The sequence below is a fragment of the Streptomyces cinereoruber genome, from assembly GCF_009299385.1.
Taxonomy (GTDB): Bacteria; Actinomycetota; Actinomycetes; order Streptomycetales; family Streptomycetaceae; genus Streptomyces; species Streptomyces bikiniensis.
The window spans coordinates 4,984,107-5,010,319 of record NZ_CP023693.1; the positions used below are offsets into that span (position 1 = coordinate 4,984,107).

General features: G+C 73.3%; 28 protein-coding genes. 16 read left to right on the plus strand and 12 right to left on the minus strand.

Translation table 11 applies throughout. The features are described 5' to 3' along the window. The first annotated feature begins 8 nt into the window (after positions 1–8). Together dapE and CP977_RS22605 are read left to right on the plus strand one after the other, a co-directional pair. A complete protein-coding gene (gene dapE, locus CP977_RS22600) occupies positions 9–1,103 on the plus strand; it encodes a succinyl-diaminopimelate desuccinylase (protein WP_062752388.1) in 1,095 nt (364 codons plus the stop codon). Positions 1,104–1,208: 105 nt separating this feature from the next. Then, entirely contained in the window at positions 1,209–1,958 is a 750-nt protein-coding gene (locus CP977_RS22605) for an LOG family protein (protein WP_062752387.1), read from the plus strand. Positions 1,959–2,012: 54 nt separating this feature from the next. On the opposite strand, the gene folP is transcribed toward CP977_RS22605, so the two are convergent. Beyond that, the gene (folP, locus tag CP977_RS22610) at positions 2,013–2,873 is read right to left on the minus strand and encodes a dihydropteroate synthase (protein WP_062752386.1); all 861 of its coding nucleotides are present in this window, start codon (positions 2,871–2,873) and stop codon (positions 2,013–2,015) included. 102 nt (positions 2,874–2,975) lie between these two features. On the opposite strand from folP, the gene CP977_RS22615 reads away from it, so the two are divergent. Together CP977_RS22615 and CP977_RS22620 are read left to right on the plus strand one after the other, a co-directional pair. Further along, positions 2,976–3,389, plus strand: coding sequence for a hypothetical protein (locus CP977_RS22615; protein WP_062752385.1), 414 nt, complete (start codon positions 2,976–2,978; stop codon positions 3,387–3,389). Next, positions 3,386–4,012, plus strand: a complete 627-nt coding sequence (locus tag CP977_RS22620; RefSeq protein ID WP_062752384.1) for a DNA-3-methyladenine glycosylase I — start codon at positions 3,386–3,388, stop codon at positions 4,010–4,012. The genes CP977_RS22615 and CP977_RS22620 overlap by 4 nt, the downstream gene beginning before the upstream one ends. 9 nt (positions 4,013–4,021) lie before the next feature. On the opposite strand, the gene chcB is transcribed toward CP977_RS22620, so the two are convergent. Then, positions 4,022–4,825: a 2-cyclohexenylcarbonyl CoA isomerase gene (gene chcB, locus CP977_RS22625; protein ID WP_062752383.1), complete on the minus strand. Its 804-nt coding sequence runs from the start codon at positions 4,823–4,825 to the stop codon at positions 4,022–4,024. A gap of 311 nt (positions 4,826–5,136) precedes the next feature. On the opposite strand from chcB, the gene CP977_RS22630 reads away from it, so the two are divergent. Then, positions 5,137–5,304: a DUF3117 domain-containing protein gene (locus CP977_RS22630; RefSeq protein ID WP_009997451.1), complete on the plus strand. Its 168-nt coding sequence runs from the start codon at positions 5,137–5,139 to the stop codon at positions 5,302–5,304. A gap of 196 nt (positions 5,305–5,500) precedes the next feature. Here CP977_RS22630 and CP977_RS22635 read toward each other — a convergent pair whose 3' ends face one another. Then, the gene (locus tag CP977_RS22635) at positions 5,501–6,166 is read right to left on the minus strand and encodes an O-methyltransferase (protein ID WP_079131044.1); all 666 of its coding nucleotides are present in this window, start codon (positions 6,164–6,166) and stop codon (positions 5,501–5,503) included. Positions 6,167–6,307: 141 nt separating this feature from the next. On the opposite strand from CP977_RS22635, the gene sigE reads away from it, so the two are divergent. The 5 genes from sigE to CP977_RS22660 all read left to right on the plus strand — a co-directional run bounded on the left by sigE (position 6,308) and on the right by CP977_RS22660 (position 11,074). Beyond that, positions 6,308–7,066, plus strand: a complete 759-nt coding sequence (sigE, locus tag CP977_RS22640; RefSeq protein ID WP_079131043.1) for an RNA polymerase sigma factor SigE — start codon at positions 6,308–6,310, stop codon at positions 7,064–7,066. Next, positions 7,063–7,995 carry an anti-sigma factor family protein gene (locus CP977_RS22645; RefSeq protein WP_062756882.1) on the plus strand — a complete coding sequence of 311 codons (933 nt, stop codon included), beginning with the start codon at positions 7,063–7,065 and terminating at the stop codon, positions 7,993–7,995. Before sigE ends, CP977_RS22645 begins: the two co-directional genes overlap by 4 nt. 76 nt (positions 7,996–8,071) lie before the next feature. After that, entirely contained in the window at positions 8,072–9,796 is a 1,725-nt protein-coding gene (locus CP977_RS22650) for a S1C family serine protease (RefSeq protein WP_152370727.1), read from the plus strand. Positions 9,797–9,887: 91 nt separating this feature from the next. After that, positions 9,888–10,355, plus strand: a complete 468-nt coding sequence (locus CP977_RS22655; RefSeq protein WP_062752381.1) for a sec-independent translocase — start codon at positions 9,888–9,890, stop codon at positions 10,353–10,355. Between the two features lie 74 nt (positions 10,356–10,429). Further along, positions 10,430–11,074 carry a hypothetical protein gene (locus tag CP977_RS22660; RefSeq protein WP_062752380.1) on the plus strand — a complete coding sequence of 215 codons (645 nt, stop codon included), beginning with the start codon at positions 10,430–10,432 and terminating at the stop codon, positions 11,072–11,074. Positions 11,075–11,129: 55 nt separating this feature from the next. Here CP977_RS22660 and CP977_RS22665 read toward each other — a convergent pair whose 3' ends face one another. From CP977_RS22665 to CP977_RS22675, 3 genes are read right to left on the minus strand one after another with little or no spacing between them, the layout of a single operon-like run. Beyond that, positions 11,130–12,263, minus strand: a complete 1,134-nt coding sequence (locus CP977_RS22665; protein WP_062752379.1) for an Mrp/NBP35 family ATP-binding protein — start codon at positions 12,261–12,263, stop codon at positions 11,130–11,132. 44 nt (positions 12,264–12,307) lie between these two features. Then, the gene (locus tag CP977_RS22670; RefSeq protein ID WP_062752378.1) at positions 12,308–12,877 is read right to left on the minus strand and encodes a DUF1003 domain-containing protein; all 570 of its coding nucleotides are present in this window, start codon (positions 12,875–12,877) and stop codon (positions 12,308–12,310) included. Further along, on the minus strand, positions 12,867–14,162 hold the full coding sequence (locus CP977_RS22675; RefSeq protein WP_062752377.1) for a magnesium transporter MgtE N-terminal domain-containing protein: 1,296 nt from the start codon (positions 14,160–14,162) through the stop codon (positions 12,867–12,869). The genes CP977_RS22670 and CP977_RS22675 overlap by 11 nt, the downstream gene beginning before the upstream one ends. A gap of 286 nt (positions 14,163–14,448) precedes the next feature. Here CP977_RS22675 and CP977_RS22680 point away from each other — a divergent pair, with 286 nt between their 5' ends. After that, positions 14,449–15,204: a hypothetical protein gene (locus tag CP977_RS22680; protein WP_062752376.1), complete on the plus strand. Its 756-nt coding sequence runs from the start codon at positions 14,449–14,451 to the stop codon at positions 15,202–15,204. A gap of 20 nt (positions 15,205–15,224) precedes the next feature. On the opposite strand, the gene CP977_RS22685 is transcribed toward CP977_RS22680, so the two are convergent. Beyond that, positions 15,225–15,734: a hypothetical protein gene (locus tag CP977_RS22685; RefSeq protein WP_030207133.1), complete on the minus strand. Its 510-nt coding sequence runs from the start codon at positions 15,732–15,734 to the stop codon at positions 15,225–15,227. Positions 15,735–15,762: 28 nt separating this feature from the next. After that, positions 15,763–16,890 (minus strand): magnesium and cobalt transport protein CorA, encoded by a 1,128-nt coding sequence (locus CP977_RS22690; protein WP_030207137.1) that lies wholly within the window; start codon positions 16,888–16,890, stop codon positions 15,763–15,765. Positions 16,891–17,361: 471 nt separating this feature from the next. On the opposite strand from CP977_RS22690, the gene CP977_RS22700 reads away from it, so the two are divergent. Beyond that, on the plus strand, positions 17,362–17,946 hold the full coding sequence (locus tag CP977_RS22700) for a suppressor of fused domain protein (RefSeq protein WP_062752375.1): 585 nt from the start codon (positions 17,362–17,364) through the stop codon (positions 17,944–17,946). Between the two features lie 79 nt (positions 17,947–18,025). On the opposite strand, the gene CP977_RS22705 is transcribed toward CP977_RS22700, so the two are convergent. Further along, entirely contained in the window at positions 18,026–18,301 is a 276-nt protein-coding gene (locus CP977_RS22705) for a hypothetical protein (protein ID WP_152370728.1), read from the minus strand. Between the two features lie 197 nt (positions 18,302–18,498). Between CP977_RS22705 and CP977_RS22710 the strand changes: the two genes are divergently transcribed. The 3 genes from CP977_RS22710 to CP977_RS22720 all read left to right on the plus strand — a co-directional run bounded on the left by CP977_RS22710 (position 18,499) and on the right by CP977_RS22720 (position 21,226). Then, a complete protein-coding gene (locus tag CP977_RS22710) occupies positions 18,499–19,137 on the plus strand; it encodes a DUF6758 family protein (protein WP_109185318.1) in 639 nt (212 codons plus the stop codon). A 400-nt stretch (positions 19,138–19,537) separates the two neighbouring features. Next, on the plus strand, positions 19,538–20,404 hold the full coding sequence (locus CP977_RS22715) for a PHP domain-containing protein (protein ID WP_062756881.1): 867 nt from the start codon (positions 19,538–19,540) through the stop codon (positions 20,402–20,404). 216 nt (positions 20,405–20,620) lie between these two features. Next, positions 20,621–21,226, plus strand: a complete 606-nt coding sequence (locus CP977_RS22720; protein WP_062752370.1) for a MarC family protein — start codon at positions 20,621–20,623, stop codon at positions 21,224–21,226. A 99-nt stretch (positions 21,227–21,325) separates the two neighbouring features. On the opposite strand, the gene CP977_RS22725 is transcribed toward CP977_RS22720, so the two are convergent. After that, complete coding sequence (locus CP977_RS22725; protein ID WP_104860408.1) at positions 21,326–21,478, minus strand: hypothetical protein; 153 nt, start codon at positions 21,476–21,478, stop codon at positions 21,326–21,328. Between the two features lie 175 nt (positions 21,479–21,653). Here CP977_RS22725 and CP977_RS22730 point away from each other — a divergent pair, with 175 nt between their 5' ends. Then, positions 21,654–22,583 carry an NYN domain-containing protein gene (locus tag CP977_RS22730; protein WP_152370729.1) on the plus strand — a complete coding sequence of 310 codons (930 nt, stop codon included), beginning with the start codon at positions 21,654–21,656 and terminating at the stop codon, positions 22,581–22,583. Here the strand turns inward: CP977_RS22730 and CP977_RS22735 are convergent. Both CP977_RS22735 and CP977_RS22740 read right to left on the minus strand, forming a co-directional pair. Beyond that, the gene (locus CP977_RS22735; RefSeq protein WP_109185319.1) at positions 22,567–23,454 is read right to left on the minus strand and encodes an alpha/beta fold hydrolase; all 888 of its coding nucleotides are present in this window, start codon (positions 23,452–23,454) and stop codon (positions 22,567–22,569) included. The genes CP977_RS22730 and CP977_RS22735 overlap by 17 nt on opposite strands. A 109-nt stretch (positions 23,455–23,563) precedes the next feature. Beyond that, on the minus strand, positions 23,564–26,182 hold the full coding sequence (locus CP977_RS22740) for a DEAD/DEAH box helicase (RefSeq protein ID WP_208420828.1): 2,619 nt from the start codon (positions 26,180–26,182) through the stop codon (positions 23,564–23,566). Between the last annotated feature and the right edge of the window lie 31 nt (positions 26,183–26,213).

The window sequence follows — 26,213 nt, forward strand, 5'->3', positions numbered from 1 at the left end:
GTCGGCACATGGCTGACATCACCCCGCTCGACGCCCCCCTCGACCTGTCCCTGGACGGGGCCGCCCTCACCGCCGCCCTCGTCGACTTCCCGTCCGTCAGCGGGACCGAGCGGCCCCTCGCGGACGCGATCGAGCGGGCCCTGCGCGCCCTGCCGCACCTCACCGTCGACCGGTACGGCAACAACGTCGTCGCCCGCACGACGCTCGGCCGCGGCGAGCGGGTCGTCCTCGCCGGCCACATCGACACCGTGCCGATCGCCGACAACGTGCCCTCGCGGCTCGACGAGAACGGCGTCCTGTGGGGCTGCGGCACCTCCGACATGAAGTCCGGCGTCGCCGTCCAGCTCCGGATCGCCGCCACCGTCCCCGCCCCCAACCGCGACCTCACCTTCGTCTTCTACGACAACGAGGAGGTCGCCGCCGACCTCAACGGCCTCGGGAAGATCGCCGCCGCGCACCCCGAGTGGCTGGAGGGCGACTTCGCGGTCCTCCTCGAACCCTCCGACGGCCAGGTCGAGGGCGGCTGCCAGGGCACCCTCCGCGTCGTCCTGCACACCGCCGGCGAGCGCGCCCACTCCGCCCGCTCCTGGATGGGCTCCAACGCCGTCCACGCCGCCGCCCCGATCCTCGCCCGCCTCGCCGCGTACGAGCCGCGCAAGCCGGTCATCGACGGCCTGGAGTACCACGAGGGGCTCAACGCCGTGGCGATCTCGGGCGGCGTCGCCACCAACGTCATCCCCGACGCCTGCACCGTCACCGTCAACTACCGGTACGCGCCCGACCGCTCCCCGGCCGAGGCCCTGGCCCACGTCCGCGAGGTCTTCGCCGACTGCGACATCGCCGAGCTGGTCGTGGACGACGAGAGCCCCGGCGCCCTGCCCGGCCTCTCCCACCCCGCCGCGGAGGCCTTCATGAAGGCCGTCGGCGGCAGCGCGCACCCCAAGTTCGGCTGGACCGACGTCTCCCGCTTCAGCGCCCTCGGCGTCCCCGCCGTCAACTACGGACCGGGCGATCCCATGTACGCGCACAAGCGCGACGAGCACGTCGTCGTCGAGCGGATCCACCACTGCGAGGCCCGGCTCCGCGACTGGCTGACTGCCTGACTTCCGTAATTTCGCGTTTCGTCACCTGTGTCGTCCTACCCTGACCGGACCAGAAGATCAGTTGGCGGTCCACGGCGGACCGCCGATCGGCGGAGGGAGCAGGCCATGGGCATTCCCGAGGGAGTGGCGAAGCCCGAGGAGCAGCGGCTGGGGCCGGTGCTCAGGCGCAGGGACCAGGTCCAGCCGGGCACGACGGACCAGCGGCTGCTCGACACCGAGGGCGACTCGGAGTGGGTGCACACCGACCCCTGGCGGGTCATGCGCATCCAGTCCGAGTTCGTCGAGGGCTTCGGAGCCCTCGCCGAACTGCCGAGCGCGATCAGCGTCTTCGGCTCGGCCCGCACGAAGCCGGACTCGCCCGAGTACGAGGCGGGCGTACGGATCGGCCGCGCGCTCGTCGACGCGGGCTTCGCGGTCATCACGGGCGGCGGTCCGGGCGCCATGGAGGCGGCCAACAAGGGGGCCAGGGAGGCCAAGGGCGTCTCGGTCGGCCTCGGCATCGAGCTCCCCTTCGAGCAGGGGCTCAACGCGCACGTCGACATCGGTGTGAACTTCCGGTACTTCTTCGTGCGAAAGATGATGTTCGTCAAATACGCCCAGGGATTCGTGGTCCTGCCCGGCGGCCTCGGCACCCTGGACGAGCTCTTCGAGGCGCTCACCCTGGTCCAGACCCGCAAGATCACCCGCTTCCCGATCGTCCTCTTCGGGACGGAGTACTGGAAGGGGCTCGTGGACTGGCTGCGCGACTCGGTCGTCGCGGGCGGCAAGGCCGCGGAGCACGACCTGCTGCTCTTCCACGTCACGGACGACGTGGAGGAGGCGGTGGCGCTGGTGACGAAGGAGACGGGCAAGTAGCTCCGCTCCCGGGGGCGCCGTACCGCGGCGCCCCCCTCACCCTCCGGACGGGCCCTACGCCAGCCCGCGCCGCGCCACGGCCGGCGGGCGGTGGCCCGCGATGGACGCCACCATGTCCAGGACCTGCTTGGTCTCCGCGACCTCGTGCACCCGGTACACCCGGGCTCCCAGCCACGCGGACACGGCCGTCGTCGCCAGGGTGCCGATCAACCGCTCCTGCACCGGGCGGTCCAGGGTCTCGCCCACGAAGTCCTTGTTCGACAGGGACACCAGCACCGGCCATCCGGTCTCCGCCATCTCGCCGAGCCGCCGGGTCGCCTCCAGGCTGTGCCGGGTGTTCTTCCCGAAGTCGTGCCCCGGGTCGATCATGATCCCGTCCCGGCGCACCCCCAGCGCCGCCGCCCGCTCCGCGAGGCCCACGGTCACCCGCAGCACGTCGGCCATCACGTCCTCGTACTCGACCCGGTGCGGCCGGGTCCGCGGCTCCGCGCCGCCCGCGTGGGTGCAGACGAGCCCCGCCCCGTACTTCGCCGCCACCTCCGCGAGCCGCGGATCGACCCCGCCCCACGCGTCGTTCAGGACGTCCGCGCCGGCCTCGCAGACCGCCTCGCCGACGTCCGCCCGCCAGGTGTCCACGCTGATCACCACGTCCGGGTGGCGCCTGCGGACCTCGGCGACGAAGCCGACCGTGCGCCGCGCCTCCTCCTCGGCCGTCACCTCCTCGCCGGGGCCCGCCTTCACCCCGCCGATGTCCACGATCGCCGCCCCCTCGGCCACGGCCCGCTCGACCCGGTCGAGCGCCGGCTCGTCCAGGAAGGTCGCGCCCCGGTCGTAGAAGGAGTCCGGCGTCCGGTTCACGATCGCCATGACCACCGGCTCGTGCGGCCCGAATTCACGCCGTCCCAAGCGCAGCATCCCTTTTGTCCTCCCTCGCGTCCGTTCGCCTGCGACCCTAACCGTCGGTGACGCATGGCACGATCGGCACCGGACGGTTTCCACTCCGGGGAGAGGCGCGCAGTGTTCTGGTTTCTGCTCATCACGATGGTCGTGGTCGTGGCCGCGGTGACCCTGGCCGTGGTCGGCGGCGGCGACAGCGAGGTGCTGCCCGAGGTGGCGCCCGAGCAGCTCGTCGACCCCCTGCCGCTCGCCCGGCCGGTCGACCGCGCCGACGTCGAGGCGCTGCGCCTCCCCGTCGCCGCCCGGGGCTACCGGATGGCGGACGTGGACGACGTCCTGGTCCGCCTCGGCGCCGAACTGGCCGAGCGGGACGCCCGGATCGCGGAACTGGAGGAGGCGCTGGCGGGCCCGGACGCGGGCGACGGCCCGGGGACGGCCCCCGGCTTCGGTCCCGGCCCCGACTCCGGCCCCGACCTCGGTCCCGGTTCCGGCCCCGGCCCCCGTCCCGGCGACGCGCGGGACGAGCGCCCGTGACCGCCGGCGGCACGCTCACCGGACCGGACGGCCTCGCGCGCTGCCCCTGGGGCCTGTCGGCCGAGGACTACACGGCGTACCACGACGAGGAGTGGGGCCGCCCGGTCCACGGCGACGACGCCCTCTTCGAACGCCTCTCCCTGGAGGCCTTCCAGTCGGGCCTCTCCTGGATCACGATCCTGCGCCGCCGCGAGGGCTTCCGGCGCGCCTTCGCGGGCTTCGGCATCGCCGCCGTCGCCGCCTTCGGCGAGGCCGACCGCGAACGGCTCCTCCTGGACGCGGGCATCATCCGCAACCGGGCCAAGATCGACGCCACCCTCGCCAACGCGAAACTGCTCGCCGGCTGGGAGCCGGGCGAGCTGGAGGCCCTGATCTGGTCGTACGCCCCCGACCCCGCGACCCGCCCGGCCCCGCGCACGCTCGCCGACGTCCCGGCGGTCACCGACGAGTCCACGGCCCTCTCCAAGGCCCTCAAGAAGCGCGGCGTCCGCTTCGTCGGCCCCACCACGGCCTACGCGCTGATGCAGGCCTGCGGCCTGGTCGACGACCACCTCGCGGACTGCGCGGCCCGGGGCGGCGGCCTCGCCGCCACCCCGGAGAAGGCCCCGGCGGAGACCGCCTAGGAGAACGGTCTAGCGGCCCAGGTACTTCGGCTTCTCCTTGGCGACGAAGGCGCGGACCGCGATGGTGTGGTCCTCCGACGCGCCCGCCAGGGTCTGGAGCTCCTCCTCCTTGTCCAGCGCCTCGGAGAGCGAGTGGTCGGCGCCGTACGCCAGGGACTCCTTCAGGGCCGCGTACGCCACCGTCGGGCCCTCCGCGAGCTTCCGGGCCGTCTTCTCGGCCTCGGCGGCCAGGTCGGCGGCCGGGACCAGGCGGTTCGCGATGCCCAGCTCGTACGCCTCCTGGGCGCCGATCGAGCGCGGGAAGAGCAGCAGGTCGGAGGCGCGGCTCGCGCCGATCAGGCGCGGCAGCGTCCAGGACACGCCCGAGTCGGCGGTGAGCGCCACGCCCGCGAAGGAGGTGTTGAAAGAGGCCGTGTCCGCGACGACCCGGTAGTCCGCCGCGAGCGCGAAGCCGAAGCCGGCCCCCGCCGCGACCCCGTTCACGCCCGCCACCACCGGCTTCCTCATCCCGGTGAAGGCCCGCACGATCGGGTTGTAGTGGTCGCGGACCGTGTTCATGGTCTCGCGCGTGCCGGACTCCTGGTCCGCCAGGAGCAGCCCCACGTGCTCCTTCAGGTCCTGCCCGACGCAGAACGCCCGGTCCCCGGCCGCCGTGAGCAGCACCGCCCGTACGGCGGGGTCCGACGCGGCCGTCTCCGCCGCGTCCCGGAGGGCGACCTTGGTCGCCACGTTCAGGGCGTTCATGGCCTCGGGCCGGTTGAGCGTGATGGTCGCGAGCCCGTCGCTCACCTCGTACAGGACCGTGTCCGCCATGGGTTTCCTCCGCCTCGTCGCGTGGTTGACCAGCACAGCATGGCGGAGATCGTCCCCGCCGCACATGTGAGCTGCGTCAAAGAACGGAGGTGTCCTGGCGGACGCCGAGCGGCGAAGTATCGCAGGCCGACCGCCGAAATGTGGGGTTATGAGAGAGCGCGTTGCGCAAGCGATGCCATTCGATGTTGGTCATCGGGTCCTGCCATGCGGGATAATGACCTGGAAGCAATGTGTTCGAAGCCGGTGACGCGTGCTCCACACCAAGGAGCTGCCCGGTTGTCGATGGGCTGGTTTCAGGAAGGGGAACAAGCATGGCGGCCATGAAGCCGCGGACGGGTGACGGCCCGCTCGAGGTGACCAAGGAGGGGCGGGGCATCGTCATGCGCGTTCCGCTCGAAGGCGGCGGTCGGCTTGTCGTCGAGCTGACCCCCGACGAGGCCGAGGCGCTGGGCGACGCCCTCAAGAAGGTCGTCGGCTGACCCTCTCTCCAGTGATTTTCCACCGCTGCCCCGGTCCGGTCCGCCGCACCGGGGCAGCGGTGTCTCCGGAGCCCGTACGGCTCCGGGCCCGGCGGTGCCGTGAGAAGGCGTACGGTCCCGAGGGGTGCCGGTCGATCGGACGTACGGCTCCGGTGCCGGAGGCGTCTTCGGGTGCGTACGGCTCCGGGGGCTCCGGTCAGCCGCGGCGCACCGCGCACAGCAGGCCGTCGCCCACCGGCAGCAGCGAGGCCACCAGGTCCTGGCTCTCCCGCACCGCCCGCAGCAGCTCGCGGACCCGCTGGACCTCCGCCGGCTGCGCCGACGAGTCGATCGTCCGCCCGTCCGCGAAGACGCCCTCGAAGCAGACCAGACCCCCAGGTCGGAGCAGGCGCAACGATTCAGCGAGATAGTCCAGGTACTCCAGGCGGTCGCCGTCGCAGAACACGAGGTCGTACCCGCCGTCCGCGAGCCGGGGCAGCACGTCCAGGGCGCGCCCGGGGATGAACCGGGCCCGGTTGCCCGCGAAGCCCGCCGCCCGGAACGCCGTCTTGGCCAGCTGCTGCCGCTCCGGCTGGAGGTCCACCGTCGTCAGGACCCCGTCCGGCCGCATCCCGAGCAGCAGGTAGATGCCCGACACGCCCGTACCGGTGCCGATCTCCGCCACCGCCTTGGCGTCCGCCGTCGCGGCGAGCAGGCGCAGCGCCCCGCCGGTGCCCGGCGACACCGAGGGCAGCCCTGCCTCGTCAGCCCGCTCGCGGGCCCAGCGCAGTGCTTCGTCCTCGGCGACAAAGGCGTCGGCGAACGCCCAGCTCGTCTGCCGGTTGGCGGTAATGGCCCTCTCCTGTCCCCTTAGTTGACGCAACGGTGACTGTATCCGCTGCCGACGGGAACCCGCAGATGGGACCGGGCGTTCACCAGGGGAGGGACGCGACGGAGGCAGCCGGGCGAGCCGGTTCCAAATTCGCGTAAAGATTCTTATCCGGAACTAACGGGCGAGGTGGCTATGGTAGGGGCTCCACTGGACACCACCAGAGCCGACAGGGGAGGTGCGGCTGCGCCTGTGGATCGGGGAGGAGTGCTTCGGCGTCTTCTCAGGTCGGCGGGTGAGCCGAAATCCGTGACCGACACCGCTGACCGTTCTCGCACCGCCGACTCCGCACCCACCACCGCGACCTTCGCATCGGATGCGGAATCGCAGGCGTGGACGCCTCCCACGTGGGAGGAGATCGTCAGCACGCACAGTGGCCGGGTCTACCGCCTCGCCTACCGCCTCACGGGCAACCAGCACGACGCCGAGGACCTCACCCAGGAGGTCTTCGTCCGCGTCTTCCGCTCGCTGTCGACGTACACTCCCGGCACCTTCGAGGGCTGGCTCCACCGCATCACCACCAACCTCTTCCTCGACATGGTCCGCCGCAAGCAGCGCATCCGCTTCGACGCGCTCGCCGACGACGCCGCCGAGCGGCTGCCCAGCCGCGAGCCCTCGCCGCAGCAGGTCTTCAACGACACGCACTTCGACGCCGACGTGCAGCAGGCCCTCGACACCCTCGCGCCCGAGTTCCGCGCGGCCGTCGTCCTCTGCGACATCGAGGGGCTGTCCTACGAGGAGATCGCCGCGACCCTCGGCGTGAAGCTCGGCACCGTCCGCAGCCGCATCCACCGCGGGCGCTCCCACCTCCGCAAGGCCCTCAAGCACCGCTCCCCCGAGGCCCGGGCGGAGCGTGCGCTCGCCTCCGTCGGATGGGAGGCGGGCACAGCGTGAGCGGCACACTCCCCACGTCACCGACCCCCGCGGAGCACCACCTCGGGGACCGGCTCGCCGCGCTCGTCGACGGCGAGCTGGGCCACGACGCCCGCGAGCGGGTCCTCGCGCACCTCGCGACCTGCGCCCGCTGCAAGGCCGAGGCCGACGCGCAGCGCACCCTCAAGAGCGTCTTCGCCTCCGCCGCGCCCCCGCCGCCCTCCGAGGGCTTCCTCGCACGGCTCCAGGGCCTCCCCGGAGGGCCCGGTGGACCGTCGGGAGATCCCGGGGGGCCGGAAGGTCCCGGAGGACGGAAAAGCCCCCTGGAAGAGCTCCTCGGCGCCCGGGGGGTGAAGTCGGACGGTTTCGCCACGGCGGCGGTCGTCACCCCGCACCCGGTGCGGCCCGCCTCCGGCTTCCGCATACACGAGGTCGGTGACCGCGCGCCGGGCTCCGGCGGGCGCGGCCGGCGCTTCGCCTTCGCGGCGGCCAGCGCCGTCTCGTTCGCGGCCATCGCCCTCGGCGGCACGCTGCCGCTGGACGCGTCGGTGAACGCGGGCGGGCGCGGGTCCCAGGGCACGGGCAGCGCCGTCACCCCGCTGCGCACCACCGCCGCGGGCGGCACCGGCACCGGCACGTCCCTCGGCCGCGGCACGCGCTCCGGCGAGCGCACGGGTGCCCAGGCCGTCGCAGCCCAGCCGCTCGGGCCCGGCGCGGTCGTCCCGGTGGCGGTCCCGCAGGGGCCGGTGGCGGCCGTGGTCCCGCTGACGGTCGGGCACTCCTTCGCCCCGCCCCGGGTGGCCGTGGGCCTCTCGTACCCGCCTTCCCGTTCCCTACTCCCCTTCTCGCCGTTCGTCCGGGCGACGAGACCGGCCCTCCCGCCGGCCTTCGCTCCCGGGCCCAGCCCGGCGCCGAGCCCGACGACCACGCCGCTCGGCTCCCCCCGTTGAGCCACTACCTGGTTGAATCCAGGGACAGTGGCGTCCGCTCCAGGGGCGCGGACGGGTCAGCGGTTGCGGGGAGAGCATGAACAACGGGAAGCCGAACTGGTGGAGCCGTCCTTCGAGCGCACCGGAGGCGGCGCGGATACCCGCGCCGCCTCCGTCCGGTGACGGCGACGGCGACTTCCCCCTGCCCGCGCCGCACCCGCCGACGACACCCCCGGCCCAGGCTCCCGAGCCCGCCGGGACCGACCTCCGGGCCGCCGGGCCCGCAGGAGCCGACGCCCGGGCCGCCGAAGCCGAAGCCGAAACCACCGGCACCGGCCCCCAGGCCCCCGAGCCCGTCGCGGCCGGTTCTCCGGACCCCGCACCCTGCGTCGTCCTGACCAAGGGCGAGCCCCGGGACCCGGCCCCGGAAGAGGTACCGCACGTCCAGGACCCGGCTCCCGTCCCCGCGCCGCAGGCACAGACGCAGGCACAGCCCCTGCACGCCCCCGACGAGTACCGGACGCCGCCCTACGGCGAGCCCGGGCCGTGGGCGCCCGCGCCGCCCGTGCAGCGGCCCCCGGCCCCCGTACCGCCCCACCAGCAGGGGCCCGTGCCGCCGCACCCGCAGGGGCCCGCGCCCTGGACGCAGTACGACCCCTGGGGCGTCGGCGGTCCCGCGCTGCCGCCCCCGCCCGCGAAGAGGTCCCGCAAGGGGCTCGCCGTCGCCGGGGCGCTCGTCTTCGCGCTGATCACCGGCGTCATCGGCGGCGGGATCGGCGCGTACGTCGAGCGCAACGGCGGACTCACCACCGTCGAGCTGCCCCAGTCCGACGCCAAGGACACCGGCCGCGCCCCGGAGAGCGTGGCCGGGATCGCCGCCAGCGCCCTGCCCGGCGTGGTCACCCTGCACGTCAGGGGCGGCGGCTCGTCCGGCACCGGCACCGGCTTCGTCCTGGACACCAAGGGCCACATCCTCACCAACAACCACGTCGTGGACGGGGCCCGGTCCTCCGCGGACATCTCGGTGACCTTCTCCAGCGGCGAGACCGCCCGCGCCAAGCTCGTCGGCAAGGACACCGGCTACGACCTGGCCGTCGTCCAGGTCACCGGCGTCTCCGGCCTCAAGCCCCTGCCGCTCGGCAACTCCGACGGCGTCCGCGTCGGCGACCCCGTCGTCGCCATCGGCGCCCCCTTCGACCTCTCCAACACGGTCACCTCCGGCATCATCAGCGCCAAGGAGCGCCCGATCACCGCCGGCGGCGAGAAGGGCGACGGCAGCGACGTCAGCTACGTCGACGCCCTCCAGACCGACGCCCCCATCAACCCCGGCAACTCCGGCGGCCCCCTCCTCGACTCCAAGGCCCGGGTCATCGGCATCAACAGCGCGATCCGCGCGGCCGGCGGCTCCGGCGGCGACGGCGAGGGCGGCGGCGCCAGCCAGCCCGGCTCCATCGGCCTCGGCTTCGCCATACCGATCAACCAGGGCAAGCGGGTCGCCGAGGAGCTCATCAACACGGGCAAGGCCACCCACCCGGTCATCGGCGTCAGCCTCGACATGCAGTACAACGGCGACGGCGCCCGCGTCGGCCAGAAGGGCAAGGACGGCACCGCCTCCGTCACGCCCGGCGGCCCGGCCGCCAAGGCGGGGCTCCGGCCCGGCGACGTCATCACCAAGGTCGACGGCCAGCGGGTGCACAACGGCGAGGAGCTGATCGTGAAGATCCGCGCCCACCGTCCCGGCGACCGCCTGGAGCTCACCCTGGAGCGCGACGGCAAAGAGCTGACAAAGACGTTGACGCTCGGCTCCTCGCAGGGCACCTGAGCGCCATGCGGCGGACATCGCGAGGTACCCGCCCGGAGGTTTCGGCGGGTACCGTGGACCGGGCCCCGGACCGGCGTGAAGGAGCGACAAGGTGTTCACCGACATAGGCGCACTCGAGCTGGTGACGCTCGTGGTCCTCGCCGTGCTCGTCTTCGGGCCGGACAAGCTCCCGAAGGTGATCCAGGACGTCTCGCGCTTCATCCGGAAGATCCGCGAGTTCTCCGACAGCGCGAAGAGCGACATCCGCAGCGAGCTGGGCCCGGAGTTCAAGGACTTCGAGTTCGAGGACCTCAACCCCAAGACGTTCCTCCGCAAGCAGCTGGAGAACAACGAGGACCTCAAGGAGCTCAAGGACCTGCGCAGCACCTTCGACCTCAAGAAGGAGATGAACGAGGTCGCCGACGCGGTCCACGGCCGCGAGACCCTGCCCGCCGTCAACGGCTCGGCGGGCGCCGGGACGACGGCGAACGGCTCCCCGGCCGGCACCCCCGACCTCCTCAAGAAGCAGGACGGGCCGGCCGCCGCCGAGCGCCCGCCGTACGACTCCGACGCGACCTGACGACGGGCCGTCACCGATCCGGCGCGCCCCGGTGGCTATCCTCGCTCTGTCGACGGAACGAGGAGGCGGCCGAGATGGAGACCACGAGCCGGGTGGAGACCACCAGCCGGGCGGAGGGCAGACCCGCGGCCCGGCGGGCCGACGAGGACTACCTGCGGGCGCCCTTCGCCTGGTACGGCCTCGACGAGGCGTTCACCGGACCGCGCCGGCTGATGCAGGTCGGCACGGCCGCGGACGGCAGCGTGCAGCACGGATCGACCGGGCACGGCGAGGCGCCGTCGATAAAGTCCGACGCGAGCGGCACGGAGAAGGAGCGTTTCGCCGTCGTCGTGACGGTCGCGGCGAGCCCCGTGCGGCGGACCGGCGACGGGACGGGCGTCCTCGAGGCCACCACGGTCTCCACCGCGGCCTGGCTGGCCGGATCCGGACTGCTCGTCCACACCTGGCCGGCCTCGCTCGACCACATGACGCGCGACAACTGGCTGGACCAGCAGACCGAGACGGCCTTCGAGCTGGCCGACGACCTCGACGGGCCCGCCTGGACGACGCTCTCGCTGCCAGTGGACGGGGTGCCGGTGCCGTTCCACTACCGCGAGACCGAGTTCGGCTGGGTCCTGGCCGGCTCGGCGGCGGGCGTGCACCTGGGGGCGTACGGGCGGGGGATGAGCGCGTACGGGCTCGGCTTCTCGCAGATCAAGGACCTCGGCGCGTACGCCTGAGGACATGAGGAAGGGGCGCCCCTCGTAGGGGCGCCCCTTCTCCGTGCGTCAGGACTCAGAACTTGTTCCGCGGCGTGATGCCCAGGCTCATGCCCGACAGGCCGCGCTGGCGGCCGCCCAGCTTGCCCGCGATGGCGCGGAGCGCCGCGCCGGCGGGGGAGTCCGGGTCGGACAGGACGACCGGCCTGCCGTCGTCGCCGCCCTCGCGCAGCCGCACGTCGATCGGGATCGAGCCGAGGACCGGGACCGTCGCGCCCGTGGTCTGCGTCAGACCGTCCGCGACCTTCTGGCCGCCGCCGGTGCCGAACACGTCCACCATCTCGTCGCAGTGCGGACACGGCAGGCCCGCCATGTTCTCCACGACGCCGACGATCTTCTGGTGCGTCTGGACGGCGATCGAGCCGGCCCGCTCGGCGACCTCGGCCGCCGCCTGCTGCGGGGTGGTGACGACCAGGATCTCGGCGTTCGGCACGAGCTGCGCGACCGAGATCGCGATGTCACCGGTGCCCGGGGGCAGGTCGAGCAGGAGGACGTCCAGGTCGCCCCAGTACACGTCCGCGAGGAACTGCTGGAGCGCGCGGTGCAGCATCGGGCCGCGCCACACCACCGGCGCGTTGCCCGGGGTGAACATGCCGATGGAGATGACCTTCACGCCGTTCGCCGACGGCGGCATGATCATGTTCTCGACCTGGGTCGGAAGACCGTCCGCGCCCAGCATCCGGGGCACGCTGTGGCCGTAGATGTCGGCGTCCACGACGCCGACCTTCAGACCGTCGGCGGCCATCGCGGCCGCCAGGTTCACGGTCACGGAGGACTTGCCGACGCCGCCCTTGCCGGACGCCACCGCGTACACCCGGGTCAGCGAGCCGGGCTTCGCGAAGGGCACCTCGCGCTCGGCGGTCGTGCCGCGCAGCGCCGCCGCCAGCTCCTTGCGCTGCTCGTCGCCCATCACGTCCAGCGTCACGTCGACGGCGGTGACGCCCTCGACCCGGGACACGGCCTCGGTCACCCGCTGGGTGATGGTGTCGCGCATGGGGCAGCCGGCGACGGTCAGGTAGACCGTGACGGCGACCCTGCCGTCCGGTTCGATCTCCACCGACTTGACCATGCCGAGCTCAGTGATCGGCTTGTTGATCTCAGGGTCGTTCACCGTCGCCAGTGCTTCGAGCACCGCGTCTTCCGTAGCCATACCGACGATGGTACGGCGCCGACCACCGGCCCATGAAAGAGCTGTCAACGGTCGGGTACGTCACGTCCCCGGGTGTCGCCGGACGGGAATAGATCCCGGCGCTCCTCCATCTCCTTGAGGAGGTCCTGGAGCTCGGAGCGGATCCAGTCGCGCGTGGCGACCTCGCCGAGCCCCATGCGCAGCGCCGCGATCTCCCGCGTCAGGTACTCGGTGTCCGCGATCGACCGCTCGTTCTGCTTCCGGTCCTGTTCGAGGTTGACCCGGTCCCGGTCGTCCTGCCGGTTCTGCGCGAGCAGGATCAGCGGCGCCGCGTACGAGGCCTGGAGGGACAGGGCGAGGGTCAGGAAGATGAACGGGTACTCGTCGAACTTCAGCGGCCCCGGCGCGAAGATGTTCCACAGCACCCAGACGACGATCGTCAGCGTCATCCAGACCAGGAACCGGCCCGTCCCCAGGAAGCGGGCGATCCGCTCCGACATGCGCCCGAAGGCCTCCGGGTCGTACTCCGGCAGCAGTCTGGCCCGGCGCTCGCGCGGCAGGTCGAGCCGGATCCGGGGCACGGCCCGCTCCCGGTCCCGCTCGCGCTCCCGGTCCTGCGTGCGTTCAGCGGCCATGCCCCGCCCCCTCCTCCTCGTGCTCCTCGTGGAACTCGGTCTCGCGCCAGTCGTCCGGCAGCAGGTGGTCCAGTACGTCGTCGACGGTCACCGCGCCGAGCAGGGAGCCGCTCTCGTCCACGACGGGCGCGGCCACCATGTTGTACGCGGCGAGGTAGCTGGTGACGGCCGGCAGCGGGGTGTCCGGGCCGAGCGGCGGCAGGTCGCTGTCCACGATCGAGCTGACCAGGGTGAACGGCGGGTCCCGCAGGAGCCGCTGGAAGTGCACCGTGCCCAGGTACTTCCCCGTCGGCGTCTCGTCCGGCGGCCGGCACACGTACACCTGCGCGGCGAGCGCCGGGGACAGGTCCTGCTGGCGGACCCGGGCGAGCGCGTCCGCGACGGTCGCGTCCGGCCGCAGCACGATCGGCTCCGTCGTCATCAGACCGCCCGCCGTGCGCTCCTCGTACGCCAGGAGGCGCCGCACGTCCGCCGCGTCGTCCGGCTGCATCAGGGTCAGCAGCCGCTCCTGGTCCTCCTCGGGCAGCTCGGACAGCAGGTCGGCCGCGTCGTCCGGGTCCATCGCCTCCAGGACGTCGGCCGCGCGCTCCTCCTTCAGCTTGCCGATGATCTCGATCTGGTCGTCCTCCGGCAGCTCTTCGAGGACGTCCGCGAGCCGGTCGTCGTCGAGGGCCGCGGCCACCTCGGCGCGCCGCTTGGGGGAGAGGTGGTGCAGGGCGTTGGCCAGGTCGGCCGGGCGCAGCTTCTCGAAGGTGGCGAGCAGGTTCTCGGCGCCCTGACCGTGCTCCTCCAGGGAGAAGCCGGTGACGGCCGACCACTCGACGGTCAGCGTCTCGCCCTTGCGGCGCAGCGCCCCGCCCTTGCCCTTGCGGACGAAGACCTTGTCGATCTCCCAGTCGCGGCGGGCGGGCAGCTGCTGGATGGCGATGTCGAGGACGGTGACCTCCTCGCCCTCCCGGCCGTCGGCCTCCACGAGCCGGACCCGCCGGTCCAGGAGCTCGCCGAGGACGAGCCGCTCGGTGGGGCGCTGTTCGAAGCGGCGCATGTTGACCACGCCGGTGGTGATGACCTGGCCGGACTCGACGCCGGTGATCCGGGTCATGGGCACGAAGACCCGGCGGCGGCTCAGCACCTCCACGACCATGCCGAGCAGGCGCGGCGGGCGGCGGCCGACCCGGAGCATGGCCACCAGGTCGCTGACCCGGCCGACCTGGTCGCCGACGGGGTCGAAGACGGGGACCCCCGCCAGGTGGGAGACGAAGATCCGGGGGGCGCCTGCCGCCATGCCACGCGCCTCCTCGGTGTCGCACGATTCCAGTCCTCGCAGCGCCCCGCCGGTGATCACGGAGCCCTACCGGTTCAGGCTAGCCCGTGCCGGTACGGGCCGCCCCGGCAGTGCCTCCGTACGGCTGCCCGTGAGGGCCGCCGGCCGGCCCGGGTACGCTGCGGTCTGCTGTTACCCCGGTACCGGAGCCGGAACCCCCGGTACCGGTACGGGTGCAGGATCCCGCCCTTCCGCCCGGCCGGGTCCCGGCGCCCGTACGCCCGCACGATCACGAGAGGCAGCGCAGATGACCGTCCGCACCCCGGCATCGCGTATCCGCGGGGCCGTCGTGCCCCTGGCGCTCTGCGCCGGACTGGTGGCGGGGCTCGCGGCCTGCGCCGAGGACCCGGACGAGGGGACCAACGGGGTCGGGAGGCTCGCCGCCCCCGAGATCGAGCGCGAGGCGCGGACGGTGGCGGACGGGGCGACGTCGGTGCGCCTGGCCGGCACCCTGGTCAGCAAGGGCGGCACCTTCAAGCTGAACATGCGCCTCAAGCAGGACGGCGCCATCGGCTCGGTGACGACGAAGAACAGCACCTTCGAGCTGATGCGGGTCGGCGACGTGCTCTACCTGAAGGCCGACGCCGGCTTCTGGTCCCACGACAAGGGGGACGCCAAGCCGACGAAGGAGGACGTCGAGGCCGCCGAGAAGCTCGACGGCAAGTACGTGAAGGTGCCGCAGGACGACCCCTCGTACAAGCAGCTGCGCGGCTTCACCGACATGAAGCCGCTGCTCGACGGGCTGATCGGGCTGCACGGCGAGAAGGTCAAGGGGGACCGCACGCGGGTCGGCGCGGTCCGCACCATCAAGGTCAAGGGCGGCGCGGACGGCGGGGGCGGCGTCCTCGACGTGTCCCTGGACGGCTCCCCGTACCCCGTGCAGTTCGCGCGCGGCGGCGGCGGGGGCGTGGTGACGCTCTCCGACTGGAACAAGGACTTCCCGCTCGCCGCGCCGACGAAGGACGAGATCGTGGACTACGGGAAGCAGCTGCCCCGCGGCTGAGGACCCCGGGGGCCCGCCGCTCAGCGGCGCTTGCGGCGCTTCAGGAGCAGCCGCGGGAGCGCGGCCGGCACGGGGCGGCGGGTCGTGGCCGCCGTGGGCAGCGGTACGGCCGCCAGGGAGCCGTCCGGCAGCCCGGCGGCGACCTCGCGCGGGTCGAGCCGCAGCACCCGGCATTCGCGCGCCCAGCGCTCCGGCATCGCCTCGCCGTCGGGCGCGTTGAGCCGCTTGCCCTTCAGCTCCGCGACGGCCGCGTCCCACTCCTCCGTACCGGCGGCGAGCTCGCGCACGGCGGCCGTCCAGGCGACGATCCGGCCGCCCTTGTCCTTGCTGCGGACGGTCACCTCGGCCGTCCCGCCGTCCACCAGGCCCGGCAGCGGCTGCTCGCCGGGGCCGTCGCCGACGACGAGCGCGGCGCCGTCGTGCCAGACGTGCCAGAGCGCGCGGGCGGGCCCGGTGCCGCGCACCCACACCAGGCCGGACTTCTTGGTGGCCTCCTCGACGAGGGCGGGCCCGAGCGACTGATCGGTCATGCCCGCAGCCTATCGATCCGGGCCGGGGCTACAGCCAGCCGTTGCGCTTGAGGGTGCGGTGGATGGTGAGGCAGACCAGGACGATGCCGGTGAGCACCATCGGGTAGCCGTACTTCCAGTGCAGCTCCGGCATGTGGTCGAAGTTCATGCCGTACACCCCGCAGACCGCCGTGGGGACGGCGACGATCGCCGCCCACGAGGTGATCTTGCGCATGTCCTCGTTCTGCGCGACGGTCGCCTGCGCCAGGTTGGCCTGGAGGATCGAGTTGAGGAGTTCGTCGAAGCCGACGACCTGCTCCTGGACGCGGGCGAGGTGGTCGGCGACGTCCCGGAAGTACTTCTGGATGTCGGGGTCCACGAGCCGCATCGGCCGCTCGCTGAGCAGCTGCATCGGCCGGAGCAGCGGGGTGACGGCCCGCTTGAACTCCAGTACCTCGCGCTTGAGCTGATAGATCCGGCCGGTGTCCGTGCCGCGCGTGGAGCCCTTCACGGCCGGCGAGAAGACGTCGATCTCCAGCTGGTCGATGTCCAGCTCGACGGCGTCGGCGACCGCGATGTAGCCGTCCACGACGTGGTCCGCGATGGCGTGCAGGACGGCCGAGGGGCCCTTGGAGAGCAGTTCGGGCTCGCCCTGGAGGCGGTGGCGGAGGTTGCGCAGGGAGCCCTGGCCGCCGTGCCGGACGGTGATGACGAAGTCGGGGCCGGTGAAGCACATGACCTCGCCGGTCTCCACGACCTCGCTGGTCGCGGTGAGTTCGGTGTGCTCGACGTAGTGGATCGTCTTGAAGACGGTGAAGAGGGTGTCGTCGTACCGCTCCAGCTTGGGCCGCTGGTGGGCGTGGACGGCGTCCTCGACGGCGAGCGGGTGCAGCCCGAACTCGGCGGCGATACCGGCGAATTCGGCCTCGGTCGGCTCGTGCAGGCCGATCCAGGCGAAGCCGCCCTTCTCCCTCACGCGCCGCATCGCGCCGCGCGGGGTCAGGCACGCGTCGTCCTCGACCCGCCGCCCGTCGCGGTAGACGGCGCAGTCCACGACGGCGGTGGACGCCGAGTGGTCGCGGGTGGGGTCGTACGCGGTGTACGTGGTGGGGGTCTTGCGCAGGGGGTGCCGCAGGCTCGGACGGACGGCGGCACGCAGGTCACGGATCATCGACATGGGCATGCTCCTTCACGGAGAGGCCGTCGGCGAGCGTGGCACAGCCCGGAATGGGGACGTGGAGCTACGTCGTCCACAAAGCGGGCGGCACCGGAGGGATCGCGGTGACGGCGTTCGCTACAGACATTCGCTACAGACAGGCAAGGACGAAGTGCTCTTCCGTCGTGCGAGATGCCGGGGAAGGAGGGCCGCGCGGTCCGTACGGGCTGTCGGACCGGGGAGATCACGCGGACCCGGGATCACCGGGAGGAGAAGCGCACCGGGCTCGGGTGCGGGGCGGAAGAGCCGCTGGTACTGCCCGACCGACTTCGGTCCATCGCAGCCCCACCTCCTCCGGCCGGTCCCTCGTGAGGGATGACGTGTGACGAGTGGTCGGGGGATACCACGCTCCCGGCCAGCGCCCCACACTATCAGCCGACAGAGGGTCAATCCCTTCCTTTGCCCGTTCCGTACGCGCTTTATGCTCAAGTCATGGGAGAAGTTCTTGCTCTGGTCGAGGCCCGGTTGCGAACGGCCCTCGGGGAACCGGACGCGCGCGCCGCGGTGACGTTTCTCGGCACGGACCGGATCGAGGTGCTCCGCTTCGTCGAGGGCGATCTCGTGCGGTACGCGACCCTCGGGATGTCCGCGCAGCCGATGGCCGATCCGACCGCCGTCCTCGCCGATCCGGTGAAGGGCCCGCGCGCGGAGCTCGTCCTCACCGTACGGGCCGGTCTCGCCGACACCGACAAGGTGCTGCGCCCGCTCGCGGTGCTCGCCTCCACCCCGCAGGTCGAGGGCGTGGTCGTGGCCCCGGGCGCCTCGCTCGACGTGGGCGAGCCGCTCTGGCCGGGCGCCCCCTTCAGCTCGGTCCTGGTCGCCGGGTCGGGAGGCCTGGTGGAGGACCTGGAGCTGGACGAGCCGCTGGACCCGGTGCGCTTCCTGCCGCTGCTGCCGATGACCTCGAACGAGGCGGCGTGGAAGCGGGTGCACGGGGCGCAGGCCCTGGAGGAGCGCTGGCTGGCCCGGGGGACGGACCTGCGCGATCCCCTGCGCAGGTCGGTGGAGCTGGACTGAGGACGCGTACGGTCCGGGGCCCGGTCCCGGCTTCGGGCCCGGTCCCGGCTTCGGTCCCGGTTGTGGGGCTCGGTCCCGTTCACCGGATCCGGGGCGAGGCCGCGCGGGCGATCAGGCCGGCGATCACCACGTACACGACGGCGGGGACGCCGTAGTCGAGCAGCACCTGAAGGGTGTGCCCGGAGACGTCGAACAGCCCGATCGACCAGGCGGCGAGCCAGTCGGCGGCGCTGTGGAACCAGCCGACGACCGTGTTGCCCCGGTTGGCGTCGAGCAGGTCGAGGGCGATCCACACGACGAGGATGCCCGCGAGCACGTTGGCCACGGTTCTTATGACGGAGTCGATGCCTCTCATGGAATCCGTTTTGCCCGTGCCCGCCAAGGCAAACGGGCACCCGCGCCACCCGGCTGATACGTGCAAACTACACCTATATGCGGAGGTGCTGCGCGGGTATAGCGGAAGGGATGTGCGAGTGGGCGGCCCGTGCCGGACGGGTGATCGTTCGGGGTCGTCCTTGACGCGGGACGGAAGGGGTAGGACCGTTGAGCCCTATGAGGGGCGAACCCAGTTGCCCGAAGTGCGGTGGCCGGGTCAGAGCGCCCGGTCTCTTCGCCGACTCCTGGCAGTGTGACGTGCACGGCTCGGTGCACCCGCTCCAGCCCGTCGTCCCGCCCAGCGTCGAAGCCCTCGGCGTCGTGGTGCACCGCTCCCAGGTGCCCGTGTGGATGCCGTGGCCCCTGCCGGTCGGCTGGCTCTTCACCGGCGTCGCGTACGCGGGCGACGACCGCAGCGGCGGACGCGCGACCGCCGTCGCCTGCTCGGGCCCCGGCCCCCTCGGCGGGATCGGGGAGCTGCTCCTGGTCGCAGAGGAGCTCGGCGTCGGCCTCGGCGCCCGGTACGCCGGCATCGACGGGCTCGACCCCGGCGCCGGGATGGCCATCGAGAAGCCGCCCCAGACGAAGGTGCTCGCCGCCGGGCGCCCCACCCCGCTCTGGCACGTCAACGGCGCCCCGCACGACCGCGCGGTCTTCGCGGGCGAGGCGCGCGGCCTGTGGCTGTGGGCGATCGTCTGGCCCGAGCAGTCCGGCCTCCTGATGTACGACGAGCTGGTCCTGACGGACCTGCGCGACGCCGGCGCCGAGGTCGAACTGCTGCCGTGCGGGGCGCTCACACCGAGACTGCTGGGCTGAGACGGCCACCGGGCGCGGGGCTTCACCACCCCGAGGCCCCGCCCGGCCCGGGGTTCCACCGCGCTTGGGGCGTGTCCGGCGGATCATGGCCGGGGCCGCGACGCCCGGCACGGCTCCCCCGTAACCCTTCGGGCACGGGAGGTGCCCCCGCGCCGCGTTGCCGAAACGCCCCGACAGCTCCGCCATCGAGGCGCTCCGGCGCCTTGCGAGCCTTCCCCTGGGCCCTTGCGGGCCCGGGAAGACCCCATGCACCGGACGTCGCGTACTACCCGCCCCCGATCCGCCGGACACGCCCTGGGTCCCGCCGGACACAGCGCGTTCCTTCCGTACGGGCGTGTTCGATTCGCCCGTTATGCTGAAGCGTCCCTACGTCCGTCCCGAGCCCCCGGAGTACCGCGTCGTGCGCATCGACCTGCACACCCACTCCACGGCCTCCGACGGCACGGACTCCCCGGCCGAGCTCGTCCGGAACGCGGCCGCCGCCGGGCTCGACGTCGTCGCCCTCACGGACCACGACACCACCCGCGGCCACGCCGAGGCGATCGCCGCGCTGCCCGAGGGGCTGACCCTCGTCACCGGGGCCGAGCTGTCCTGCCGGATCGACGGCATCGGCCTGCACATGCTCGCGTACCTCTTCGACCCGGAGGAGCCCGCGCTCCTCGCCGAGCGCGAACTCGTCCGCGACGACCGCGTGCCCCGCGCCCGCGCCATGGTCGGCAAGCTCCAGGAACTCGGCGTCCCCGTCACCTGGGAGCAGGTCGCCCGGATCGCCGGCGACGGCTCCGTGGGCCGCCCGCACGTCGCCGAGGCGCTCGTCGAACTCGGGGTCGTACCCGACGTGTCCGGCGCCTTCACGCCCGACTGGCTCGCCGACGGCGGCCGGGCGTACGTCGGCAAGCACGAGCTGGACCCGGTCGAGGCGATCCGCCTCGTCAAGGCGGCCGGCGGCGTCACCGTCTTCGCGCACCCCCTCGCCGTCAAGCGCGGCCAGGTGCTCCCCGAGGCCTCGATCGCCCGGCTCGCCGAGGCCGGTCTCGACGGCATCGAGGTCGACCACATGGACCACGACGAGGCGACGCGGGCGCGCCTGCGCGGCCTCGCCAAGGAGCTGGGGCTGCTGACCACCGGCTCCAGCGACTACCACGGCAGCCGCAAGACCTGCCGCCTCGGCGAGTACACCACCGACCCCGAGATCTACGGCGAGATCACCCGCCGCGCGGCGGGCGCCTTCCCGGTCCCCGGCGCCGGGGGACCCGTCACCGCCTAGGCCCCCTCTCCGCCACGGAACCCGGCGGTCCGCCGGGGCGCGTCCGCGCGCCCGTGCCGCGGAGGCGCCCGCAGGCCTTCCCGCTCCTGGTCCACCCCCGTACGGCCGCGTGCCGCGCGCGGGGCGGCACACCCCCTGCCCCGGTGACGGAATCCCTCATTCCGAACCCCGTGGGCGACACCCCACCGTTCCACCTCTCCCGCAAGGCACCCCACCGTGTTCGACGTCGCCGTCTTCGGCTCGCTGTTCCTGACCCTCTTCGTGATCATGGATCCCCCCGGGATCACCCCGATCTTCCTCGCCCTCACCTCCGGCCGCGCGGCCAAGGTGCAGCGCCGCATGGCCTGGCAGGCCGTCGCCGTCGCCTTCGGCGTCATCACCGTCTTCGGCATCCTGGGCCAGCAGATCCTGGCGTACCTGCACGTCTCCGTCCCCGCCCTGATGATCGCGGGCGGACTGCTCCTGCTGCTCATCGCGCTCGACCTGCTCACCGGCAAGACCGACGAGCCCAAACAGACCAAGGACGTCAACGTCGCCCTGGTCCCGCTCGGCATGCCGCTGCTCGCCGGGCCCGGCGCGATCGTCTCGGTCATCCTCGCCGTGCAGCACGCCGACAGCGCGGCCGCGCAGGTCTCCGTCTGGGCCGCCATCGCCGCCATGCACGTCGTCCTCTGGCTGACCATGCGGTACTCGCTCGTGATCATCCGGATCATCAAGGACGGCGGCGTGGTCCTGGTGACCCGGCTCGCCGGCATGATGCTCTCCGCCATCGCGGTGCAGCAGATCATCAACGGCGTCACCCAGGTCGTCCAGGGCTCCTGACCCCTCCCGGGGCGGGCCCGGACACCACTGCGCCCCCGTACGGATTCCGCTGTCGCGAAGTCCGTGCGGGGGCGCGGTGCGTGGTGTGGACCGGGCCTGTTACGAGGCCGAGGTCTCGGCGGGGCGGATCCAGATGCGCTGGCCGATCGAGGCGGCCTGCTGCACGATCCGGTTGACGGAGGCGGCGTCCACGACCGTCCGGTCGACGGGCGTGCCGTCGACGTCGTCGAGTCGCAGGATTTCGAAGCGCACGGGCTTCTCCCTTCGTCTGAGTTGATCCTCCTGGTGGAGAACTGCGTTACGTACCTCTACAACGACATGCATCCTGCAAACATTCCTTACGCTAAGGAAAATTTTCGGATGACTAAATACTGGCGAGTAAGGGGGTGTGGCGGCCGGACCGACGTCGGCGGACAATGAGCCGCGTATGAACGACGCAGACACCCCACAGGTGACCGAGACCGACACCCGCCTCCGCGCGCTCGACGCACGCCTGGAGCACACCAACGAACTCCTCCGGCGGATGCTGGCCGAGGTCGCCAGGACCCCTTCCACCCACGCCATCTTCGTCGACGCCGGTTACGTCCATGCTGCGGCCGGGTTGCTGGTAGCCGGCACCGAGGACCGGCGCTCCTTCGACCTCGACGCGGAAGGGCTCATCGAGGCCTTCATCGACAAGGCCCGCACGATCTTCGCGGACAGCCGCCTGCTGCGCGTCTACTGGTACGACGGCGCCCGCCGCCGCATCCACACCCCCGAGCAGCAGGCCATCGCCGAACTCCCCGACGTCAAGGTCCGCCTCGGCAACCTCAACGCCAACAACCAGCAGAAGGGCGTCGACTCCCTCATCCGCACGGACCTGGAGTCCCTGGCCCGCCACCGCGCCATCAGCGACGCCGCCCTCGTCGGCGGCGACGAGGACCTGGTCTCCGCCGTCGAGGCCGCCCAGGGCTACGGCGCCCGTGTCCACCTCTGGGGCATCGAGGCCGCCGAGGGCCGCAACCAGGCCGAGGCCCTCCTCTGGGAGGTCGACAGCCAGCGCACCTTCGACCTGGACTTCTGCCGCCCGTACGTCACCCGCCGCCCCGTCACCACGTACGAGAACGAGGGCGAGCCGCCGCCCTCCCGCGAGGAGGTGCGCTTCGTCGGCGCGCAGATCGCGGCGACCTGGCTCGCCGAGCGCGGCCGGGACCGGCTCGCCGAGCTGCTGCCGGGCGCGCCCTACCTGCCCGGATCGTTCGACCAGGACCTGCTGGTCGAGGCCGAGCGCCTGCTCGGCCGCTCCCTGCGCGGCCACGCCGCGCTCCGGCGCTCCCTGCGGGACGGCTTCTGGCAGCACCTCAAGGCGCAGTACTGACCTCCGGGGACGCGACCACGCGTTCCCAGAAGCCGAGGAGACGGGCCGTCAGCTCCTCGGGGTGCGACACGTTGGGGGAGTGGCCCGCGCCCGCGAGCACCGTGTGGTGCGCGCCGGTCCGGGCCGCCGCCGCGGCGAGGTCCGCCGTCGACCAGACCATCTCGTCCGTCCCGTACGCGAAGTGCAGCGGCGTCCGCAGCGCCAGCAGCTCCTCCGTACCGTCCCTCCGGTCGAGCAGCAGCCGCCCGGCGCCCCGCAGCTGGGCGATCCGGGTGCGGTTCCAGCGCCGCAGCAGGAAGTCCGCGAGCCCCGGCACGTCGGACGTGTCCGGCTCCTCGCCCCGGCTGTCCAGCCAGCACATCGTCCGCCAGACGTGCTCCTTCGACAGCAGCGCGAGCCCGGCCCGCAGCGCCCGCACCCGGACCCGCTGCGGCCGGGAGACCCGGCCGACGCCCGAGGAGAGCAGGGTGAGCGAGCGGAAGGCGTCCGGCGCGACCGCCACCGCCGCCCGGGCCACCAGACCGCCGAACGAATGCCCCACCAGGTGCACCGGACCGTCCCCGAGCGCGGCGGCCTGCGCCACCGCGTCGAGCGCGAGCGCCCGGCGGCGGTAGGCGGCCCGGCCCCGGGGGCCCGGGGAGTCGTGCTGCCCGCGCCCGTCCACGGCCACCGCCCGGTACCCGGCGTCGGTCAGCGGACCGAGGAGGGCCAGGAAGTCCTCCTTGCTGCCGGTGTACCCGGGCAGCAGCAGCACCGTCCCCCGCCGCTCCCCGTCCGGCTCCGCGTCGAGCACGGCGAACGGCCCGCGCGCGGTGTCGAGACGGCGGGCACGGGTGCGCGGCGGCAGGACCAGGGACCTGGGCTTACTCATACCCGGACTGTAATCCCCGGGCGGCGGGACGGCGCGGCCCGGGGACGCCACGGCGGCCCGCCCCGGGAAGGGGACGGGCCGCCGTGGTGGTACGGGGCGGGGCCGGGCCTCAGCTCTCGGCCGGGGCCGCCGCCGTCTTCTTGGTGGTGCGGCGGCGCGGGGCCGCCTTCTTCGGCTCCTCGGCCCCGGCAGCGGCCTCGGCGGCCGGCTCGGCGACGGCCTTCTTGACCGTACGGCGCCGGGGGGCCTTCGGGGCCTCCTCGGCGACGGGAGCGGCCTCGGCGACCGGTTCGGCCACGGCCTTCTTCGTGGTGCGGCGGCGCGGGGCGGCCTTCTTGGGGGCCTCCTCGACCGCCGGAGCGGCGACCGGCTCCGCGACCTGCTCGGCCGGGGCCTCGGCGGCCACCGGCTCGGCGGCCTTGCGGACGGTACGGCGGCGGCGCGGGGAGGGCTCGGGAGCCTCCTCGGCCACCGGCGCGGGCGTCACGGCCGGTACGACGATGATCGCGGCCTCGGCGGACACCGGGGAACCGGCGGCGCGCGTGGCGGCACGGCGACGGCGCGGGGCCGGCGCCTCCTCGACGACCGGAGCCACGACCGGCTCGGCCACCGGCTCGACGGCCGGCGCCTCGGCGGTCACCGGCGAACCGGCGGGCCTGCGGGCCGTACGGCGGCGGCGCGGGGCCGGAACCTCGGCCGGGGCCTCGGCGGCGACCGGCTCGGCCGTCACCGGGGCGGCCACGGTCTCGACGGGCTTGACGGTCTCGACGGGCGTCCGGACGGCCTCGGGGGCCTCGACGGCCTTGGCGGCCGTACGGCGGCGCGGGGCCTTCTTCGGCTCCTCGACCGCGGCCGGGGCCTCGGTCTTGGGCGCCTCGACGGCCGACTGCGCCCGCAGGGCGGCCGCGGCGGTCTCGGGCGTCTGGAAGGAGACGGTCTCCTCGACCGGGCGCACCCGGGCACGGCGACGACGCACGACCGGAGCGGGCTCCTGGACGGCGGGGGCCGCAGGGGTACGGACCGCCGGAGCGGCCTGGACGGCCTCCGGGCGGGCGGCGCGGGTACGGCGACGGGGGGCCTTCGGCTCCTCGGCCTTCGGCTCCTCGGCCTTCCGCTCCTCGGCCTTCCGCTCCTCGACCTTCGGGGCCTCAGCCTTCGGCGTCTCGGTGACGACCGGAGCCGGGGCCGGGGCCTCGGTCTTCGGCGTCTCGGCCGCCTTCGGCGCCTCGACGACGGCGACCGGAGCCGCCTGGGCCACCGGAGCCGCCGGGGTCGTCTGCGCGACCGGCGCGGAGCCCTGGGCGCCGACCCGGGTGCGGCGGCGACGGCGCGGGGTGCGCGGGCCGGACTCGGTCCGGGCCTCGTCGCCCGCCGGCACGGCGGCCGGAGCGGCCTGGTCGGCGCGCTCCACCACCGCCGGGGCGTCGGCGGCGTCACCGCCACCGCGGGTGCGCCGGCGCTGGCGCGGGGTCCGGGTGCGCTCCGGGCGCTCCTCGGTCTTCTCAGCCGCCTTCGGGCCGCGACCACGGCGTCCGCCGGGCTCGCCCAGGTCCTCCAGCTCCTCCGCGCCCAGACCCGCGCGGGTCCGCTCGGCGCGGGGCAGGATGCCCTTGGTGCCCGCCGGGATGTCCAGCTCCTCGTACAGGTGCGGGGAGCTGGAGTAGGTCTCGACCGGGTCGTGGAAGTCCAGGCCGAGCGCCTTGTTGATCAGCTGCCAGCGCGGGATGTCGTCCCAGTCGACCAGGGTCACCGCCGTACCCTTCGCGCCCGCGCGGCCGGTGCGGCCCACGCGGTGGAGGAAGGTCTTCTCGTCCTCCGGCGACTGGTAGTTGATGACGTGGGTGACGCCCTCGACGTCGATGCCGCGCGCGGCGACGTCGGTGCAGACGAGCACGTCGACCTTGCCGTTGCGGAAGGCGCGCAGCGCCTGCTCGCGGGCGCCCTGGCCCAGGTCGCCGTGGACGGCGCCGGAGGCGAAGCCGCGGCGCTCCAGCTGCTCGGCGATGTCGGCCGCCGTGCGCTTCGTGCGGCAGAAGATCATCGCGAGCCCGCGGCCGTTGGCCTGCAGGATGCGGGAGACCATCTCCGGCTTGTCCATCGAGTGCGCGCGGTAGACGTGCTGCTTGATGTTGGCGACGGTGACGCCCTCGCCGTCGGGCGAGGTGGCGCGGATGTGCGTCGGCTGCGACATGTAGCGGCGGGCGAGACCGATGACCGCGCCCGGCATGGTGGCCGAGAACAGCATGGTCTGGCGCTTCGCCGGAAGCATGTTCATGATCTTCTCGACGTCGGGCAGGAAGCCCAGGTCGAGCATCTCGTCGGCCTCGTCCAGGACGAGGACCTTGACGTGGGAGAGGTCGAGCTTGCGCTGGCCGGCCAGGTCGAGCAGGCGGCCGGGGGTGCCGACGACCACGTCGACGCCCTTCTGCAGCGCCTCGACCTGCGGCTCGTACGCCCGGCCGCCGTAGATGGCGAGGACGCGCACGTTCCGCACCTTGCCGGCGGTCAGCAGGTCGTTGGTGACCTGGGTGCACAGCTCGCGGGTGGGCACGACGACGAGCGCCTGCGGGGCGTCGGTCAGCTGCTCGGGCTTCGCCCGGCCGGCCTCGACGTCCATGGGGACGGTCACGCGCTCCAGGATCGGGAGGCCGAAACCGAGGGTCTTGCCCGTACCGGTCTTGGCCTGGCCGATGACGTCGGTGCCGGTGAGGGCGACCGGAAGGGTCATCTCCTGGATGGGGAAGGGGGTCACGATGCCG